Source organism: Anaerosphaera multitolerans, assembly GCF_004006535.1.
Classification (GTDB): domain Bacteria; phylum Bacillota; class Clostridia; order Tissierellales; family Peptoniphilaceae; genus Anaerosphaera; species Anaerosphaera multitolerans.
On sequence record NZ_RLIH01000007.1, the window covers coordinates 71,798 to 89,914 of the forward strand.

General features: G+C 31.8%; 15 protein-coding genes. 12 read left to right on the plus strand and 3 right to left on the minus strand.

Annotated features, from left to right (window positions below):
* Positions 1 to 7 precede the first annotated feature (7 nt).
* Positions 8 to 1,501, plus strand: coding sequence for a tripartite tricarboxylate transporter permease (locus EF514_RS06265; RefSeq protein WP_127724578.1), 1,494 nt, complete (start codon positions 8 to 10; stop codon positions 1,499 to 1,501).
* A 72-nt stretch (positions 1,502 to 1,573) separates the two neighbouring features.
* On the opposite strand, the gene EF514_RS06270 is transcribed toward EF514_RS06265, so the two are convergent.
* A complete protein-coding gene (locus EF514_RS06270) occupies positions 1,574 to 1,780 on the minus strand; it encodes a heavy-metal-associated domain-containing protein (protein ID WP_127724579.1) in 207 nt (68 codons plus the stop codon).
* Positions 1,781 to 2,786: 1,006 nt separating this feature from the next.
* Between EF514_RS06270 and EF514_RS06280 the strand changes: the two genes are divergently transcribed.
* The 7 genes from EF514_RS06280 (at position 2,787) to EF514_RS06310 (ending at position 9,175) form a co-directional block, all read left to right on the plus strand.
* Positions 2,787 to 3,992, plus strand: a complete 1,206-nt coding sequence (locus EF514_RS06280) for an aconitase X catalytic domain-containing protein (RefSeq protein ID WP_127724581.1) — start codon at positions 2,787 to 2,789, stop codon at positions 3,990 to 3,992.
* Entirely contained in the window at positions 3,992 to 4,399 is a 408-nt protein-coding gene (locus EF514_RS06285; protein WP_127724582.1) for an aconitase X swivel domain-containing protein, read from the plus strand. Before EF514_RS06280 ends, EF514_RS06285 begins: the two co-directional genes overlap by 1 nt.
* Positions 4,400 to 4,466: 67 nt before the next feature.
* Positions 4,467 to 5,516 (plus strand): TRAP transporter substrate-binding protein, encoded by a 1,050-nt coding sequence (locus EF514_RS06290; RefSeq protein ID WP_127724583.1) that lies wholly within the window; start codon positions 4,467 to 4,469, stop codon positions 5,514 to 5,516.
* Between the two features lie 51 nt (positions 5,517 to 5,567).
* On the plus strand, positions 5,568 to 6,083 hold the full coding sequence (locus tag EF514_RS06295; protein WP_127724584.1) for a TRAP transporter small permease: 516 nt from the start codon (positions 5,568 to 5,570) through the stop codon (positions 6,081 to 6,083).
* Position 6,084: 1 nt separating this feature from the next.
* On the plus strand, positions 6,085 to 7,353 hold the full coding sequence (locus tag EF514_RS06300) for a TRAP transporter large permease (protein WP_127724585.1): 1,269 nt from the start codon (positions 6,085 to 6,087) through the stop codon (positions 7,351 to 7,353).
* A 15-nt stretch (positions 7,354 to 7,368) separates the two neighbouring features.
* Positions 7,369 to 8,340, plus strand: coding sequence for a C-terminal binding protein (locus EF514_RS06305; RefSeq protein ID WP_127724586.1), 972 nt, complete (start codon positions 7,369 to 7,371; stop codon positions 8,338 to 8,340).
* 163 nt (positions 8,341 to 8,503) lie between these two features.
* Complete coding sequence (locus tag EF514_RS06310; RefSeq protein WP_127724587.1) at positions 8,504 to 9,175, plus strand: GntR family transcriptional regulator; 672 nt, start codon at positions 8,504 to 8,506, stop codon at positions 9,173 to 9,175.
* 132 nt (positions 9,176 to 9,307) lie between these two features.
* Here EF514_RS06310 and hisC read toward each other — a convergent pair whose 3' ends face one another.
* Entirely contained in the window at positions 9,308 to 10,396 is a 1,089-nt protein-coding gene (hisC, locus tag EF514_RS06315) for a histidinol-phosphate transaminase (protein WP_127724588.1), read from the minus strand.
* 204 nt (positions 10,397 to 10,600) lie between these two features.
* On the opposite strand from hisC, the gene EF514_RS06320 reads away from it, so the two are divergent.
* The 4 genes from EF514_RS06320 (at position 10,601) to murA (ending at position 17,433) form a co-directional block, all read left to right on the plus strand.
* Entirely contained in the window at positions 10,601 to 11,212 is a 612-nt protein-coding gene (locus EF514_RS06320) for a TetR/AcrR family transcriptional regulator (RefSeq protein ID WP_240649021.1), read from the plus strand.
* Positions 11,213 to 11,224: 12 nt separating this feature from the next.
* The gene (locus tag EF514_RS06325) at positions 11,225 to 11,926 is read left to right on the plus strand and encodes an ABC transporter ATP-binding protein (RefSeq protein ID WP_127724590.1); all 702 of its coding nucleotides are present in this window, start codon (positions 11,225 to 11,227) and stop codon (positions 11,924 to 11,926) included.
* A 9-nt stretch (positions 11,927 to 11,935) separates the two neighbouring features.
* Positions 11,936 to 15,973, plus strand: a complete 4,038-nt coding sequence (locus tag EF514_RS06330) for an FtsX-like permease family protein (RefSeq protein ID WP_127724591.1) — start codon at positions 11,936 to 11,938, stop codon at positions 15,971 to 15,973.
* 203 nt (positions 15,974 to 16,176) lie between these two features.
* Positions 16,177 to 17,433 carry a UDP-N-acetylglucosamine 1-carboxyvinyltransferase gene (murA, locus tag EF514_RS06335; RefSeq protein WP_127724592.1) on the plus strand — a complete coding sequence of 419 codons (1,257 nt, stop codon included), beginning with the start codon at positions 16,177 to 16,179 and terminating at the stop codon, positions 17,431 to 17,433.
* A gap of 99 nt (positions 17,434 to 17,532) precedes the next feature.
* Here the strand turns inward: murA and EF514_RS06340 are convergent, their stop codons facing one another.
* A complete protein-coding gene (locus EF514_RS06340; RefSeq protein ID WP_127724593.1) occupies positions 17,533 to 18,093 on the minus strand; it encodes a membrane lipoprotein lipid attachment site-containing protein in 561 nt (186 codons plus the stop codon).
* Positions 18,094 to 18,117 lie beyond the last annotated feature (24 nt).

Genomic DNA, 18,117 nt, shown 5'->3' on the forward strand with positions numbered 1-18,117 from the left:
GGTATAAATGTTTTCACTTTTAATTCAAGGATTTCAGATAGTATTCGCTCCAAGTACATTTCTATTAATATTTGCGGGTACTGTTCTGGGAGTAATTTTTGGTGCAATGCCTGGAGTAAGTGCTTCAATGGCAGTGGCATTGGCTTTGCCTTTTGCCTACTCATTAAACGGCGTTGTAGCAATAGCGTTTTTAGTGGCAGTTTATTGTGCATCAATAACAGGCGGCGGAATTACTGCCATACTGTTTAAAATACCTGGTACACCGTCAAATGCCCCTACGACTTTTGATGGATATCCTATGGCAGCTAGAGGTGAAGCGGGCAAGGCCTTAGGAGTTTCATTGGTTTGTTCGGCATTTGGAGGATTAGTTGCAGCTTTTGCTATGGCTTTAGTATCGCCTCAATTATCGGCAATGGCTTTGAAATTTGGACCTGGTGAAATATTTGCAGTTTCATTTTTAGGTCTATCGGTTTTAACGGCTTTGGATTCAGGGAATATAATTAAGACTGTTATTGCGGGATTAACAGGACTGTGGCTTTCGACTATTGGATTGGATCCAATGTTGGGAGTGCCGAGGTTTACCTTTGGAACTGAAACTTTAGTTTCAGGAGTTGAAATGATACCTGTAATGATAGGTATGTTTGCAATAACTGAAGTTTTAAAAAATACAGTTATTAAAGAAAAAAAAGACGAAGATTTAAATAAGGCAAGTACTAAGACTGTATTTCCGTCAATAAAAGAATTTTTATCAATTAAGTGGGTAATGCTTAGAAGTTCTATACTAGGAACTATTGTTGGAATATTGCCCGGAGCAGGAGCGACGATTGCATCATTTCTATCCTATACTACAGAAACTAAATTATCAAAACATCCTGAAAAATTTGGTACCGGTATAATTGATGGAGTGGCAGCTTCGGAAACTGCTAATAACGCTGCAACAGGAGGCTCAATGGTACCGCTATTATCATTGGGAATTCCTGGGGGAAATGCGGCGGCTATAATGATGTCTGCGCTTGTAATGAAAGGTGTTCAATTAGGGCCATTACTTTTGAAAAATCAACCTGAATATCTTTCAAGCGTATTTGCTTCAATGATAGTTACAAATATTTTAATGGTTTTAATATCAATTTTTGTAGCTAAAATATTTGCTAAAATTTTATCCATTCCATATTCAATTTTAGGACCTGTAATAATAATGTTAGCAACAATTGGTTCTTATGCTGTAAAGAATGGAACTGGCGACGTTAAACTAATGGTAATAGCAGGAGTTATCGGATTTGTATTTTCATATTTGAAATTCTCGGCTTCAGCTTTAATATTGGGATTGGTATTGGGAACTATGTGTGAATCTGCCTTGAGAAAGGCTGCTGTAATAGCAAACGGAAATGTTGTACAAATGTTTGGTTCTCCTATTTCAATAGTTTTATTAACCGTATGTTTCCTATTACTGGTTATTCCAATTATTAAATCACTATTAAGTTTACGCTATAGTGAAAAATAATAAATAATTTCAAAAAATTAAAAATCTTGTTCAGTAGTTTTTCTGAACAAGATTTTTTGTTTAAATATAAATTTAATCTATAGAAGTAACTTTATATCCGCTATTTTCAACTGCTGATTTAAGTGTGGACTCATCTAAATTTTCGCCCTGAACAACAGCCTTATTTTTAAAAAGTGAAACTTTTACAGATTCAACATTATCTAAAGCTTCAAGAGCATCCTTTACTCTAGCTGAGCAATGTTCACAAGTCATACCATCTATTTTTAAAGTCTTTTCCATAATATACCTCCAAATATATTTTATAATGATAACAACATTCATTTAGTATATAATACCATATTTTTTAAGAAATTTATAGAATTATTCTTGATGTAATAACACCTAAAAAATAGGTATGTAATATGCTATTAAAGTAGGAACAGAATAATCTCTAATATTATTATGTTGATCGTTAGCATTTAGTCTGGAACTTTCTAGAAGTGTATTGTCAGAAGTAGGATAACTTACATGACTATATCGTTGCTACACAGATAACACAAGCAGTTGTAGGGATAGAATAACTCAAACTTATGCGGAGTGGAACACAAAGTACTCTAATATTAGGGAGATTCCAAGTGTTGTACCGATTCCCATACTTTATTAAAATCATTACAGTAGATTTAATAATCTTAGAATCAAAAAGTGACATAATTAATGATCCTACAATGCTTCTTAGGTTAAAAAATTAAAAATTAGTTGGATAATCATAGAATTTGTAGTACCAAGCAAAGTGCTGATTTGAGGTTTTCCTAGTTTATTAGGACCTTCAATTGTTTTATATCTATGTTCTATATTTTCATATTTTCTAGATTTATTATAAAAAATAAAAATGCCTATTAATAAATCAGCAATCATACCTATATCAATAAGAATGACTATTACCTTTTTTGAACTTCTCTAGAACTTAATAAAATATATGAAAAGCTATTTCCATGTTACTTCCTATACTAGATAAAATATAGACATGATATTAAATACAGGAGTATCACCAGTAATGCCTGTTACAAATGTGATAATAATTTCTAAAATATAAAAAAAATTACTTAAATATGTAAATAAAATATGAATACGAATATATATTTATTTATTTTCAATCTATATCATTCCAATTATAAATGTAATAAATGTTTGACGTAAAGGATTTGTAATTTTTATTTATATTCTTCTTGACTTTAATATGATAGTGAGATATTATTTAGTATACAAGAAGTATACATCTAAAATATATTTATAAGGAGGTTTTTTAATGGAATTAAACAAACATCAACAAGATATGTTAGATGGGAAATATGGGGAAGGTCCCCAACTGGCAATGAAAGTTCAGGTAGCTATTGGAGAATCATTTAATGCAAAAAGAATGGTGCCTATAACCAGAGCTCACATTGCTTTATGCAATCAAGATGCTGATAGATGGTTTGCAGAAAAAATGGCAGGGATGGGAGCTAAATTTAGAGTTCCAGCGACAGTGAATCCGGGTTTTAGCTTATGTTATTTTAAAGGAGATAATCGTGTTTCTTCAGAAGATTATGAAAAAATGCAGAGAACTAATGATGCTTACAAAGCATTAGGTGCAGTGTTGAGTTATAATTGTACTCCTTATATAGATACAAATGTTCCTAATTTTGGAGAGGTAATTGCTTATTCAGAGTCAAGTGCTACGCCATATGCTAATGCAGTTTGGGGGGCAAGGTCAAATAGAGAAGGGGCAAATTCAGCTTTATTAGCTGCAATTACAGGGTATGTTCCGGAATATGGTCTTTTATTTGATGAAAATAGATATGGGGATATACTTGTAGAAGTAAAGGCTACTATGGATAACGATTACAAGTATCATATGTTGGGGATGTGTGGTAAAAAAATAGGTCATGGAATTCCGGTATTTGTTGGTTTACCTGAACATATAGGACCCGAAGGTTTAAGAAACCTTGGAGCTCAATTAAATACTTCAGGCTCCTATGATATGTATCATATAGTCGGGTTTACGCCAGAAGCACCTACATTAGAGGCAGCTTTCGGAGGAAAAGAACCTAAGAGAAAAGTTACTATAACAGATGATGATTTTGAAGAAATATTGGAGGATATTTCTTTGGAAGGAAATAGAGAAATTGACTTTGTTATGTTTGGATGTCCGCATTTTACTTTAAAAGAAATAATACACATAGCAAATATGGTAAGAGATAAGAAACTAAAAAAAGAAATTTATATACTAGCATCATCACATGTTAAAAGAATGGCCATTAGAATGGGTTTAAATGATGTTTTAGAAGAGGCTGGAGCACATATAGTACAGGATTCATGTCCTGATCAGGATTGTTGGAAGTTCTTAGAGGGGAAAATAGGACTTACAGAGTCACCTAAATGTGCATATTATCCTCAAAGAAGAGGAATAAATTTTGTCATTAGAGATTTGGATACATGTGTTAACGCAGCTATTACAGGGGAGGTAAAATAATGAGCAAAGTGTTTAAATGCCATATGATTTCAGAAGGTTGTGTAGAAGCGCAAGTTACTATTTCTAAAGATGATATTATGTTTTATTTAATTGAGCCGGAAACAGGAGTAATGATTGAAAAAGCTCATGATTTTACTGGTAGAAGTATGGCAAATAAGATTTTAATGTTTCCAAGCGGTAAAGGAAGTTCGGTTGTGCAAGCAGATGGATTATTTCAACTTATGCAGACAAATACACAGCCTGTAGGCATGATAGTTGAAAGACCGGAAACGGTACTTGTATCTAGTGCTATAATTTTTGAAATACCTCTTGTTGATAAAGTAGATAAAGAGTTTTATGAGGTAGTAAAAGAAGGAGACCATATAAGATTAGATGCTACAAATGAGGAAATTACTATTTTAGATTAATTAATCGATATGAAGAAAAAATCAATGTGGTTGTTTAATATTAAAATCAATGAAAGGAAATAGAACTATGAAAAAGAAAATGTACCTTTTGATAACAAGTTTAGTATTGTTAAGCTTACTCTTGGTTGGCTGTGGTGGGGGAAATAAATCAACTAATAATCAAAACGAAGCGTCAGATACAACAAAAACTAATACAGGAGCTGTTACAATAAAAATTGGTCACGTTGAGCCTGAAGATAGATCAACTCACAAAACATTATTGGACTTTAAAAAGAATGTTGAAGAACAAACCAATGGAGATATTATTGTGGAAATTTATCCTAATGCTTCTTTAGGAGGAGACGTGCAATTAACTGAGTCAGTGGCAATGGGTACACTTGATGTAGCTTTGCCTTCATCATCTGTATTGACCACATATGCAGAAGACTTTGGAATATTAGATATGCCCTATCTATTTAAAAATTCTGAGTCAGCTTTTAACGCTCTAGATGGTGATGTTGGAAAATATTTTGATGAAAAATTGGCTGATCAAGGAATGCATAATTTAGGATATACATACAATGGTCCTAGAAGTACAACTACAAATAACAAACCAATAGAAAAGCCGGAAGATCTTAAAGGTGTAAAAGTTAGAGTAATGGAGAGTCCAATTTTTATAGACTATTATAAAACGTTAGGAGCAAATCCAACTCCAATGAGTTTTAATGAGTTATATACAGGTTTACAACAAGGAACAGTAGATGCTCAGGAAAATCCGCCTTCCTTAATATTTGCCAATAAATTCTTTGAAGTTCAAGAATATTTAAGTGTGGATGAACACGTTCATAACTTTTTAGCCTTTGTAATGAATAAAGCAAAATTTGAGAGTTTAACACCTGAACAGCAGGAGATAATAACTGCAGAGGGTAAAAAATGTGTTGAAAGCCAAAGAAAAATGGAATTAGAAGATAATGAAGTAGCAATTGAGAAATTGGAGACTGAAGGAGGATTAGTGGTTAATAGGCTTTCAGAAGAACAAAAAAATGAATTTAAAGAGGCCCTTAAACCAATGTATGATAAATATAGAGAACAATTTGGAGCAGAATTGTTTGAAATGTGTGAAAAATATAATAAATAATGTGATAATAGGTGGGAATATAACCACCTATTTGAAAAAGGGAGGTTAGGGATGAATAAATTCATTGAAAAATATAATTCCTTTGAAGAAAAACTGTTAGTAGGTAGTTTAGTATTAAATGTAATAATCGTTTTCATCCAAATAATAATGAGATCTTTCTTTAATACTTCTCTTACTTGGTCTGAAGAATTATCTAGATATATTTTCATATGGCAAATTTGGTTAGGAACCAGTATTGCATATAGTAAAGATGAACATATAAAAGTAGATTTAATATTTGCAATATTTAAAGGAGAAACAGCAAAGAAAATAATAGATACGTTGGTAGATATTATTTGGCTGATCTTTAGTCTTTTTATGGTATATCAAGGATTTAAATTATTAGGATCAATGAATGCAAGAAATGCTTTATCTTCAGGTATGAGAATACCTCTAATATATGTATATGCCTCAGTTCCTATAAGTTTTCTAATAGTATCTATTAGAATAGTATTTGATATTTTTAATGGATTTAAGAATACTGAAGTAGTAGAAGATAATGAATTAGAAGAAGGCAAGGAGGTATAACATGGATGCAATATTATTATTTGGAGTGTTTTTTGTACTTCTATTTTTAAGTGTTCCAATAGGCTATGCAATAGGAATTTCTAGCTTGATAGCGATGGTTACATTTACTGATATGCCTACATTAATGATAGCTCAAAATGCAGTAGCAGGTGTAGATTCGTTTCCATTACTAGCAATACCCTTCTTTATGTTAGCAGGAAATATAATGAGCAGTGGCGGAATTGCAAAACGGTTAGTTAATTTTTTTGAAAGTTTTATTGGTCATATAACTGGTGGATTAGGAATGGTTACAGTAGTTGTATGTATGTTTTTTGCAGCTATTTCAGGTTCAGCAGTAGCAACAGTTTCAGCAGTAGGAGCATTTATGATACCGCAAATGGTTGATAGAGGATATGACAAGGCTTTTTCAGCGGCATTAACGGCTGCAGCTGGAACTATAGGAGTAATAATACCTCCAAGTGTTCCATTTGTAATATATGGTGTTGTATCAGGAACATCAATAACAGATATGTTTACTGCTGGTTTCTTGCCGGGAATATTAATGGGTGTTGCACTTATGATAGTATGCTACATAATATCTAAAAAAAGAGGATATAGGGGTAGTGATAAAAGAAGCAGTGCTAAAGATATTTTAGTAGCTTTTAAAGATGCTATTTGGGCAATCCTTTCACCTGTAATAATACTAGGTGGGATATATTCGGGAATATTTACTCCAACAGAAGCAGCAGTAGTATCAGTTGTATATTCATTTATTGTAGGAATCTTTGTATATAAAGAACTGGATTTAAAAGGCGCTTATAACGCAGTGAGAGATGCGATAGTAGTAAATGGAGCAACAACTTTTATGGTTGGGTTATCAACAGCTTTTGCAGCATTTTTAACGATGCAACAAATACCAATGAAGATAGCTATGTTTATTACAAGCCTAAGTGATAATGGAATAGTAGTATTACTTCTTATAAATATTTTACTAGTGATAATAGGAATGTTTATTGATAACATACCAGCAACTATAATATTAACACCAATACTACTTCCTATCGTTATGAGCTTTGGAATGAGTCCTGTAACGTTTGGTATAATGTTAACTATGAATTTAGCTATAGGATTTTGTACTCCGCCTTATGGAATTGATTTATTTGTTGCAGCATCAATTTCAAAAATTTCTATTGGTGAAATTAGTAAACAAATCATGTATTTTATATTGGCGTTGATTGTAGTATTGATGTGCGTTACTTTTGTAAGACCATTGACAATGATGTTTTTATAATATTAGGAGGAAGAAATGTTAATTTGGATAATTGATGAAGAGTGGGAAGATTACAACTTAGAAAAAGAAATGTTGCCAAAATTATTACCAGGAGTGGAGATAAAATATTCAGGCAATGATTATGCTAAAGATTTAGAAGAGTTTGGTTATAAGGCAGATGGTATTTTAGCACAAGTTTATGTTGATATACCACGAAGTACAATAGAGAAGCTTGAAAATTGTAAGGGTATAGCAACTTATGGTGGAGGATTTGACAGGATAGATATAGAAGCTGCCAAAGAAAAAGAAATTATGGTTGCAAATGTTCAAGGATATTGTGCAGAGGATCTGGCTGATTATGTTTTAGCATCTATGTTTTATGCAAATAAGAGAATAGCTCAATATTCAAATAATCTAAATAAAGATTTAGAAGATGGTAGATGGGGAGCAACAGCAGCGGGTGAAGAAAGACATAGATTAAGTAATCAAACTCTATTGATTGTAGGTTTCGGCACAATAGGAAAGGTAATAGGAGAGAGGGCAAAAAGTTTAGGAATAGAAGTAATAGCTTATGACGAATATTTCTCAAAAGAGGATATTGAAAAATATGGAGTAGAGAAAGTAGATTGGGAAGAAGGATTTAAAAGAGCGGATTATGTAAGTATAAATTTAAGAGGTGATGACTCCAATGCTAATAAGATAGGCATGAATGAATTTGAATTAATGAAAAACTCAGCATATATAATTAATACTTCAAGAGGTAAAATTATAAAGGAAGAGGACTTAATAAAAGCAGTTAATGAAAAAATAATTGCAGGGGCGTTTTTAGATGTATTGAAAAATGAACCACCTAAGTTGGATGATCCAATGTTAAAAGAGAGAAATATTATTATTACACCACATATTTCATATATATCAATAGAGTCAATGGGGCAGTTAAAAGAAATTGCAATAACGAATTTGGTAAATATGGTAAAAGGAGAGAAAGCTCTTTACCCTGTATATTAAACAGTTTTTATTTATAGGAAAAGAGTTGTAGTAAAATTAATTGTTAATTTTACTACAACTCTTTTTATGGGTATAATATATTAAAGAAATTTATGTTTATTTAATTATTAAACGAATATTATAATTTTTTAAAATTTTGTTAATAAGGTGGGATTGTGTAAAGATGATTGAAAGGAAAAGAAGTACCTTATCTAGTAAAGCATATGACTTTTTAAAAGAAAAAATTATTTCTGGAGATATAAAAGATGGCGATTTAATTACTGAGAATAGGATTGGAGAACTATTGAATATGAGTAGGACACCTGTAAGAAAGGCATTAACTAAATTAGAAACTGAGAATTATGTAAAGTGCATAGATGGTGTTGGAAGCATTGTAATAGGTTTATCAACAAGAGATCTAGCCGATATTTATGAAGTAAGAGAAAATATTGAAGCGCTGGCATTAAAAAGCTCAATAAGAAGAATTAGCAAAACTAAAATTGAAAATTTAAGACAAGAACTATTATCAGTTTTAGAATTATATGAAAAGGGAGAAAAAGTGGATGTGTCTAAGTTAATAGATCTTGATTTAAGATTTCACAATATTATAATAGACAATTCTCAGAATAATTATGTGAAAATTGTAATGGGTACGATACAAAATCAAATTGAGAGATATCAGGATCAAGCTTATATATTGACTGATACAGGTCAAGAAACAACTATGCAGCATATTGAAATTCTTGAAAGTATTGAAAAACAAGATTATGAAGTTGCTAAAGAAAAATTAGTGAATCATATCAATTGGTCATTTAGAACAATAAGTAATGCAATGTCTAGTTTGGAAATAGGTTAATTAAAATTGGAATATTTGAAATGGTCATAAATAGATCATATTAATTTAAAAACTCCACCAAATCCTTGGTGGAGTTTTTAAATTAAGGTAGTGTGAACATTTATGATAAAGTAGAAAAATGTAAAAATTAAATTATATGTTATTTAGTATTTCTTTTAAAGCTTCTATAAATTTTATATTTTCTGCTTCTGTTCCTATTGAGACTCTGGTATAATTTTCTCCGAAAGGTCTCACAATAACACCTTTTTTTTGCATTTCCTCAAATAAAGTTTTAGAATCTATAGTAGGTGTTTCAATAAAAATGTGATTTGTTTGACTGTCAGTGTATGGAATATTTAATTCATTTAAATTTTTGTAAAGATATTCTTTACCCTTAATATTGTTGTCATATACTTTTTTAATAAACTCATCGTCATCTAACGCATGTATAGCTGCTATTTGAGCTAGGGTATTACAATTAAAAGGGTCTCGAATCTTATTCATATTATTTAATATTTCGGGTTCTCCTACTAAATATCCTATCCTAAGACCTGCTAATCCATGTATCTTGGAGAAAGTTTTTAATGTTATTACATTAGGATATTCTTTAAATAATAAGTAAGCATTTTTAACTGCATTTGGAGAGTCTACAAATTCAATATAAGCTTCATCATATACAACTAGTATATCTTCTGGAACTTTATTTAGAAAATCCAATATTTCTTTTTCCGATAACATAGTGCCGGTTGGATTATTAGGGTTACATAGCCAAATTAATTTAGTGTTTTCATTTATGGCATTATATATTCCGTCTAAATCATATTTTAAATCTTTCATTGGGATATAGGTAAGTTTAGCTCCCATGATTGTTGATGTATGTGTATACCTTGGAAAAGTTAACTCACTTAAGATTACTTCATCCGTTGGATTAACATATGCTTGTACAATTAAACTTAAAGCTTCATCACCACCATTAGTAGGTAGAAAATTATCCGTGTTTAAATTATATTTTTGTGCTAACTTTTCTTTTAAGTTAGTTGAATTTCCATCAGGATATAAATTTAAGCCACCTTTAATATAATCAATTAATGCCTCTTTTACCTTCCCACTAGTACCTAAAGGATTTTCATTTGAAGCAAGTTTTATAACATGCTCTAATCCATATTCTCTCTGTACATCTTCAATAGGTTTTCCAGGTACATATGGTAAAATATCAACAATTTCTGGTCTAGGTTTAATCATTTTTTTACACCTCTTTCAAATTATAAAAGTTATAACGTCAAAGAAGTATACATCTAAAATACATTATATACACTTTCAAATTGAAAGTCAAATGTATTTAGAAAATATTAAATTGACAAGGGATAAAGCCTTTGATACTATTTATTTGAACGATGTTCTTTCAAAAAGAATCTAGTAATGAAAGTATAGTTAGGGGGGCTTCTGTTGAGTAGAGTATCTAAAGCACCGGAAGTTAGAAAACAAGAATTGATAGGTATAGCTCTGGACTTATTTAAAGAAAGGGGCTATGAAAATGTATCTGTTCGAGATATTTTAAAGAAAGTAAATGGACATCCGGGAATGTTTTATTATTATTTTGAATCTAAACAGGAAATTTATAATGAAGCAATGAAACAGATGATTAAAAGCGAAGTGGATAAGAGAAAGATAATATTACAAGATGAGAGTAAATCAATTATAAATAAGTATGAAGGTTTGCTTAAATCCATTGAAGATGGAATAAGGAGTTACTACATAGCTTTTAATAACCCTGAGAATATCTCCTATGAAACCACGGTGTTATTATGTTTTTTAACCGCCTTTGCAGAGCCTGTATCTAAATTCTTACTGGATGCTAAAAATGAGGGACTAATACCTGAGGAATCGGGATTAAATGAAGATACAGCTTATCCAATGGCATTGTTTTTAATCCATGGTTGCTACGGTTTAGTTCATGTAAATAATGATTCCGGTTCAGCTGATAATGTTAAGTATTTTGAACCTTTCATATGTAATTTTTTAAAAATAAATATAGAGAACTTAAAGCAAAAGATATAGTTTGGAGGGCATATGGCTTTTATAGAAGTTAGAAATTTATCTAAAAGATATACAATGGGTGAAAATATAATAATTGCCAATAATAATTTAAATTTTGAAATAGAAAAAGGTGAATTTGCTCTTATAATCGGACCTTCGGGTGCGGGGAAATCAACTTTTTTAAATATTTTGGGCGGAATGGACAGGGCATCAGATGGGAGTATCCTAATAGACGGTAAAGATATTACCAAATTAAATGAAAGGGAACTTACTAGCTATAGAAGGTATGATATGGGATTTGTATTTCAATTTTATAATTTAATGCCCAATTTAACTGCTTTAGAAAATGTGGAACTGGCAACACAAATTGTTAAAAATGCAAAAAATCCAAAAGAAGTTTTAAGAGATGTAGGACTTGAAGATAGGATGAACAGTTTTCCTTCTCAACTTTCCGGAGGAGAGCAACAAAGAGTTTCAATAGCAAGAGCTGTGGCAAAAAATCCAAAACTTTTAATGTGCGATGAGCCGACGGGAGCCTTAGATTACAAGACAGGAAAACAAGTTCTAAGTTTATTAAAAGATTTAAGCAGAACTACCGGTACTACTGTAATTGTAATTACTCATAATAAAGCAATTGCCCCCGCAGCTGATAGAGTTATAGAAATTGCAGATGCCAAAATTAGAAAGGTAACTGTAAATAAAAATCCTGAAACTATAGACAGTATTGAATGGTAGGTGAAAAGAGTGAACCTTATTAGAAAAGATACTCTTAGAGAAATTAAAAAAACCTTTTCAAAATATATTTCCATTTTACTTATAGTTGGACTGGGAGTATTTGTTTTTATAGGTTTAATTTCAAGTGGGCCTATTATGAGAAACACTGCTAACACCCATGTACAGAAATATAATTTTGAAGATATTTTAGTCAGTATTCCCATGGGTTTTGAAGCTGAAGATTTTGAGATTGTCGAGTCTCAGAAAAACTTATATGAACTTGAATACGGCTATGATATTGACCTTGGAATTGAGGATACAACCTTATTAATTAAAGTTATGAATATGCCTTATAAAATAAATATGCCCATAATTAAAGAGGGTAGGGCTCCTGAAAATCTAGGTGAAATAATGCTGGATATAAGTTTAAAAGAAAGGGAATATAATTTAGGTGATACAATTGTTTTTAAAAAAGAAGTAGATAAATTTGCTTTAGAAGATGACGAAAGTGAAGATGTTTTAGAAGATTACACTTATAAAATCGTTGGATTTTGCAGCAGTTTAAATTATATTTCCGATGAGGGCAGAGGCTATTCTGAAAGGGGTCTAGGCGAAATAAAGGGTTTTGGTTTTGTAAGTCCTTTTGAGTTTAAAAGTGAACCTACATATGCTCGTTTAATATATAAAGATACTTTTGATTTAAAGACTACATCAAAGAAATATAGAGAAAAACTGGAAGGCTATAGAAGATCTCTGGATTTGGATTTTAAATATCGTCCTGATAATAGATTTATAACTTTAAAGGATGATATTGGAGATGAAATAAAAGAGGGTGAGGATAAAATAACTGATGCAAAAACAAAGCTTTCTGATGCAGAAAAAGAACTTTCAGATGCAAGACAAGAGTTAGGAGAAGGTCAAAGGGAATATAGAGAGGGTCAAGATGAATTTGACACTCAAACAAAGGATGCAAAGTCTAAGTTAGATGAAGCTAAGGAAAAATTATATAAGTCGGAGAAAGATATTGATAAAGGTCAGAAAGAACTTGATGAGGGATATGAAGATTTAAAAGATGGAAGAAAAAAACTTGACGATGCAAAAAGTGAACTTTCAACGGGAAAAATTGCCTATACTCAAGGTAAAATGGAATATGAAAGCGGACTTTCAATGTTGGAATCAAGTAAAACGCAAATTGAAGAGGCGGAGAAACAACTTTCAGATGGAAGAAAGAAACTTGATGAGGGTTGGGATAAGATTAAGGAGTCCACTGAACAATTAAATTCCGGCAAAAAAGAAATTGAAGAGAATAAAAAAATTTTAGAAGATGGAGAAAAACAGATTAATGAAGCGGTTTCTGAAATAGGTTCTGCTTTAGGACTTAGTACTTCAAATATTGATGAGGTATCAAGTGCTGTAAACTCAATGGTCAATTCTCTGTCAAGTGCCAAACCTTTAATTGATGGTCATGGAGAAATTTTAGCGGGAATAAATTTGGCAGAGGAGACTTTAAGAGATTTAGAATCCAAAAAAGCTACTATAGAAGACCAAATTAATGAATTGGAACTGGCATTAAATATGCCGGGGCTTTCCCAAGAAGAGAAGGATCAAATACTGGAACAAATATTGCAATTGGAAGTTATGTTGGGACAAGTTGAAGAAGGAATAAGACAGGGAAGAGAAACTTTAATTGCTTTAAAATCTAAAAAGGAATTAATAGAGAGCAGTTTAAATGAAATAAATTCCCTACTTCCTCCCGATGTTGATATTTCAAAGGATTATGATTTAATAATGGGACAGCTACAAAGTGCCAAGGAGGGCATTGATGAAATAAAATCCAAACAAAAAGAGCTTGAAGAAGGTAAATTAAAGCTGGAACTGGCAGAAGAACAATTAGCTGAAGGAGAAAAGCAACTTCAAGAGGGAATAGAGGAAGCGGAAGATGGAGAAAAGGAGTACTCTGAAAGTAAAGAAAAGCTGGAATCAGGTAAAAGGGAATATGAGGAAGGCAAGAGAGAACTTGAAGATGGCAGCAGGGAATTAGCCGACAGTAAAAGCAAATTACTTGATGGACAACGTGAATATGAAGATGGAGAAAAATCCTATATAGAAGGTTATGAAGAATTTCTTGAGGGAAGAGCTGAATTAGATGCGGGGAAAATGGCATTTACAGAAGGTAGAAAATCCTATAATGAAGGGCTGGAGCAATATGAAGAGGAAGTAAAAAAAGGAGAGGAAAAATTAAAGGATGCCAGAGATAAACTCTATAAGGGAGAAAATGACTTAGTCAAGGGAGAAAGAGAGTTTAATAAGGAGAAAATAAAGGCTGATGAAAAAATAGCTGATGGGGAGGAAAAAATCTCTGAGGCAAGACGAATTTTAAATATTCTAAAAAGACCACGCTATGTAATAACTCCAAGGTACAATAATGCTGATTTAAACTCCTATTTAAACGATGCTAGAAGTATGGACTTATTGTCTTTAATATTCCCCGTATTTTTCTTTATGATTGCACTTTTAGTGAGTTTTACAACAATGACACGCATGGTGGAAGAACAAAGGACGGTAATAGGTACCTATAAAGCTTTGGGATATAGTAATTCCGACATTTCAAAAAAGTTTTCCTTCTACGGAGCATCAGCTTCTATAATTGGAGGAGTAATAGGAGCTCTTTTGGGCAGTTACTATCTCCCGGATATAATTGGGACTGCCTATTCAACGGGGACTATATTTGAGGGGAACTTGGCCTATGAGTACTATCCTTTTAAAATTCTGTTATCAATATGTATAGGGTATATTTTTACAGCTTTGGCTGCGAAGATGGCAGTAAGAGTATCCTTAAAAGAAAATGCGGCCAATCTTTTAAGAGTGAAGCCTCCTAAAAGCGGTAATAGAATATTTTTGGAGAGAATTACTCCCCTTTGGAGTAGAATGAATTTTTTCTTTAAAGTAACTGCACGAAATTTGTTTAGGTATAAAAATCGAATGATAATGACCATAATAGGAGTAATGGGATGTATGGCATTATTGGTTTTAGGTTTCGGGTTAAGATCTTCAATAAGCGGGATTGAAGAAATACAGTTCGGAGAGATTTTAAAATATAATATTTCCGTAACCTATGATAGAGAAATAGATGAAGACTCCTATATGGAGTATAGAGACTACTTAAAGTCCAAAGATTTAAATTATATATCCGTCTATGAGGAATCCTTTGAGGTGGAAAATAAGGACTTAAATCAAAATATTATGCTTATAGTTCCCAATGAAAATAAAGATTTATATGATTATGTAACTGTAAGAAATCGAAAAACCAAGGAAAAAATAGAGCTTCCTAATAGTGGGGTTATAATAAGTGAAAAGTTTTCTAAGTTAAAGAAATTGAAAACAGGAGATACCTTTAAATTTAAAGACAGTGAAGATAAAGAGCATGAAGTAGAGGTAAGGGGAATAAGTGAAATGTACATTGGACACTATATGTATATGGATAAGGAATATTATGAAAAAGTATTTGGAAGAAAGTATGAAATCAATACCGATTTATTAAAGTTGGAAGATTATTCTTCGGAGGAAATAGATAATTTAAGTTCAGGTTTTATATCTCATAAAGCCGTAGTCTCTGTTGTAGATATAGCTAGTATTAGAGTATTGGTAAATAAGTTGATGAACTCCATTTCAAAAGTAGAGTTAATAATTACAGTGGCTTCAAGTTTATTGGCAATGGTAGTGTTATATAATTTAACCAATATAAATATTGAGGAGCGAAAGAGAGAAATATCTACAATTAAAGTTTTAGGTTTTTATTCAAAGGAGACGACAGAGTATATATACCGTGAAACGTGGATATTGACAATAATTGGAATTCTCCTAGGAATTTTTGTAGGGAAATTACTCCATTATAGCGTATTGCAAATGGTAGTTCCCTATGAGTCCATGATGGATCCCAAATTAAATTGGACAAGTTATGTAATAGCTGCTTCAATTACTGTGTTAGTAAGTTTGGTAATAATGTTCATATTCCACAATAAACTTAAAAAGATAGATATGGTGGAATCTTTAAAATCAAATGAATAGGATGTTAATTTAATAGATATTGTGAAATAAGGCGGTTAAGCCGCTTTGTTTTATTGATTTATAATATTGCAAACAATAAACCTTAACAATGAAAAAGCTATAGATATAAAGTGTTTTAAGGGGCGTTGCTCTAAATATCTTAATTGGTGGAATAAATATTATGTGGTATAATGTTTTTGAAAAAAATATGTGGGGGAATTTGATTGGAAAAAATTATTGTTAAAAAGAGTTTAAACCTTCACGGTTCAGTTAGGATAAGCGGAGCAAAAAACGCTGCACTTCCAATACTTGCTGCTTCTATATTAGGAACGGAGGACATTTTTTTAGAAGACGTTCCTGAACTTAAAGACGTGGAAATTATGGTTGAGGTGTTAGAGTCTTTAGGTTGTAAAGTCGATAAAGTAGGGAAAAATAAATTTATAATAAATTCAAAAAACTTAAATTCTTATGAGACTAAGTACGAGTTAATGAATAAGATGAGAGCTTCTTTCTTGGTTATGGGTCCTTTGCTTGCGAGAATGGGAAAAACGGTAAATTCCCTACCGGGAGGTTGTAACATAGGTTCCAGACCTATAGACTTACATCTTAAGGGATTTGAAGCGCTAGGTGCTACTATTGAAAACAATGTAGGAGATATTACAGCCTACAGTGATAAATTAGTAGGCAGCAGGATTTATTTAGACTTTCCGTCAGTAGGTGCCACTGAAAATATAATTATGGCAGCTGTATTGGCAGAAGGGGAAACTGTAATTGAAAATGCTGCAATGGAGCCTGAAATAGTTGATCTTGCAAACTTTTTAAGAAAAATGGGGGCCAAGGTTTCCGGAGCCGGCACCTCAACTATTAGGATTAAGGGTGTTGAAGAATTGAAAGGATGCTCTCACCAAGTAATACCTGATAGGATTGAAGCCGGAACTTTTATGGTAGCGGCAGCTATTTGCCAAGGTGATATTACCGTTGAAAATGTAATAAGTTCTCATATGAAACCGATAGTAGCAAAACTTGAAGAATGTGGAGCGGAAGTAATTGAAAATGATGATAAAATTCGAGTTATAGGTAATTCAAAATTAAAACCTATAAATATAAAGACACTTCCATACCCCGGTTTTCCTACAGATATGCAGGCGCAATTTTTAGCTTTAATGACACAGTTAAAGGGAACTAGTATTGCAAAAGAAACTGTTTTTGAAAACAGATTTATGCACGTTGATGAGCTTGTAAAAATGGGAGCGGATATTTCAGTAAATGATAGGGAAGCCGTAGTTACAGGCGGAAAAAAATTAAAGGGAGAAAAAGTTAAGGCTACTGATTTAAGAGCGGGAGCTGCTTTAATTCTTGCGGGAATTGTGGCGGAAGGAGAAACTGAAATTTCTGAAATTTACCATATAGACAGAGGTTATGAAAACATAGAGGAAAAATTCAGAACCCTAGGTGCTAAAATTGAAAGAGTAGATAATTAAAAGACCCACTAATGTGAGTCTTTTTTACGTTACTTAACGGAGTTTAATTCAATTTCAAAATTCAAATTAGGATTTTTTTCATAAATACTCCTTACATTACTAAATGGAGTTTAATTCAACAGTAAAATCTAATTGAGAATTTCCGTCAAAGGTACCTATCATTTCAATTACAGTATCTTCAGTGGGTAACTCATTTCTTAAATCTTCATAGATAAAGTAATTGTGAGAAATGTTATCCTTTCCTTGAAGTACTTTTACAATATCCTGTTCTGTGAAATATATGGAGTTAATATCCATTGGAGATATTGAGATTTTTAATTCAGTCACTTCTTTTAAATCTACATTTCCTTCTCCGTCATACAGTATAAAACTTTCTACTTTGTATGTAGGTCTGTTGTCCTGTAGCATTATATATTCATCAGAATCTTCTCCGAACTCTGACTTAATAAGTTCTGCATCATCATCAGTGAATTGAGAAATTGTAACTTCTGCGCTATAATCATTAGTTCTTCCCTCATAATGTAGAAGAATTTCATTTGCTTGTTCTTCCTCACTAACTTCAACACCGTTGTTATTAGTGTTAGTATTTTTATTTTCATTCTTAGTTCCACATCCCACAAGTAGAAAAACTAGAGAAAATAAAATTATAATTTTTTTCATAAAACACCTCCTATATTTATAATA

Bases quoted from the DNA above. Each gene is read 5' to 3' on its own strand.
- hisC (WP_127724588.1), bottom strand. From the start codon at position 10,396: ATGATTAAACCTAGACCAGAAATTGTTGATATTTTACCATATGTACCT.
- EF514_RS06265 (WP_127724578.1), top strand. From the start codon at position 8: ATGTTTTCACTTTTAATTCAAGGATTTCAGATAGTATTCGCTCCAAGT.
- EF514_RS06270 (WP_127724579.1), bottom strand. From the start codon at position 1,780: ATGGAAAAGACTTTAAAAATAGATGGTATGACTTGTGAACATTGCTCA.
- EF514_RS06310 (WP_127724587.1), top strand. From the start codon at position 8,504: ATGATTGAAAGGAAAAGAAGTACCTTATCTAGTAAAGCATATGACTTT.
- EF514_RS06295 (WP_127724584.1), top strand. From the start codon at position 5,568: ATGAATAAATTCATTGAAAAATATAATTCCTTTGAAGAAAAACTGTTA.
- EF514_RS06290 (WP_127724583.1), top strand. From the start codon at position 4,467: ATGAAAAAGAAAATGTACCTTTTGATAACAAGTTTAGTATTGTTAAGC.
- EF514_RS06300 (WP_127724585.1), top strand. From the start codon at position 6,085: ATGGATGCAATATTATTATTTGGAGTGTTTTTTGTACTTCTATTTTTA.
- EF514_RS06280 (WP_127724581.1), top strand. From the start codon at position 2,787: ATGGAATTAAACAAACATCAACAAGATATGTTAGATGGGAAATATGGG.
- EF514_RS06285 (WP_127724582.1), top strand. From the start codon at position 3,992: ATGAGCAAAGTGTTTAAATGCCATATGATTTCAGAAGGTTGTGTAGAA.
- EF514_RS06340 (WP_127724593.1), bottom strand. From the start codon at position 18,093: ATGAAAAAAATTATAATTTTATTTTCTCTAGTTTTTCTACTTGTGGGA.
- EF514_RS06305 (WP_127724586.1), top strand. From the start codon at position 7,369: ATGTTAATTTGGATAATTGATGAAGAGTGGGAAGATTACAACTTAGAA.
- EF514_RS06325 (WP_127724590.1), top strand. From the start codon at position 11,225: ATGGCTTTTATAGAAGTTAGAAATTTATCTAAAAGATATACAATGGGT.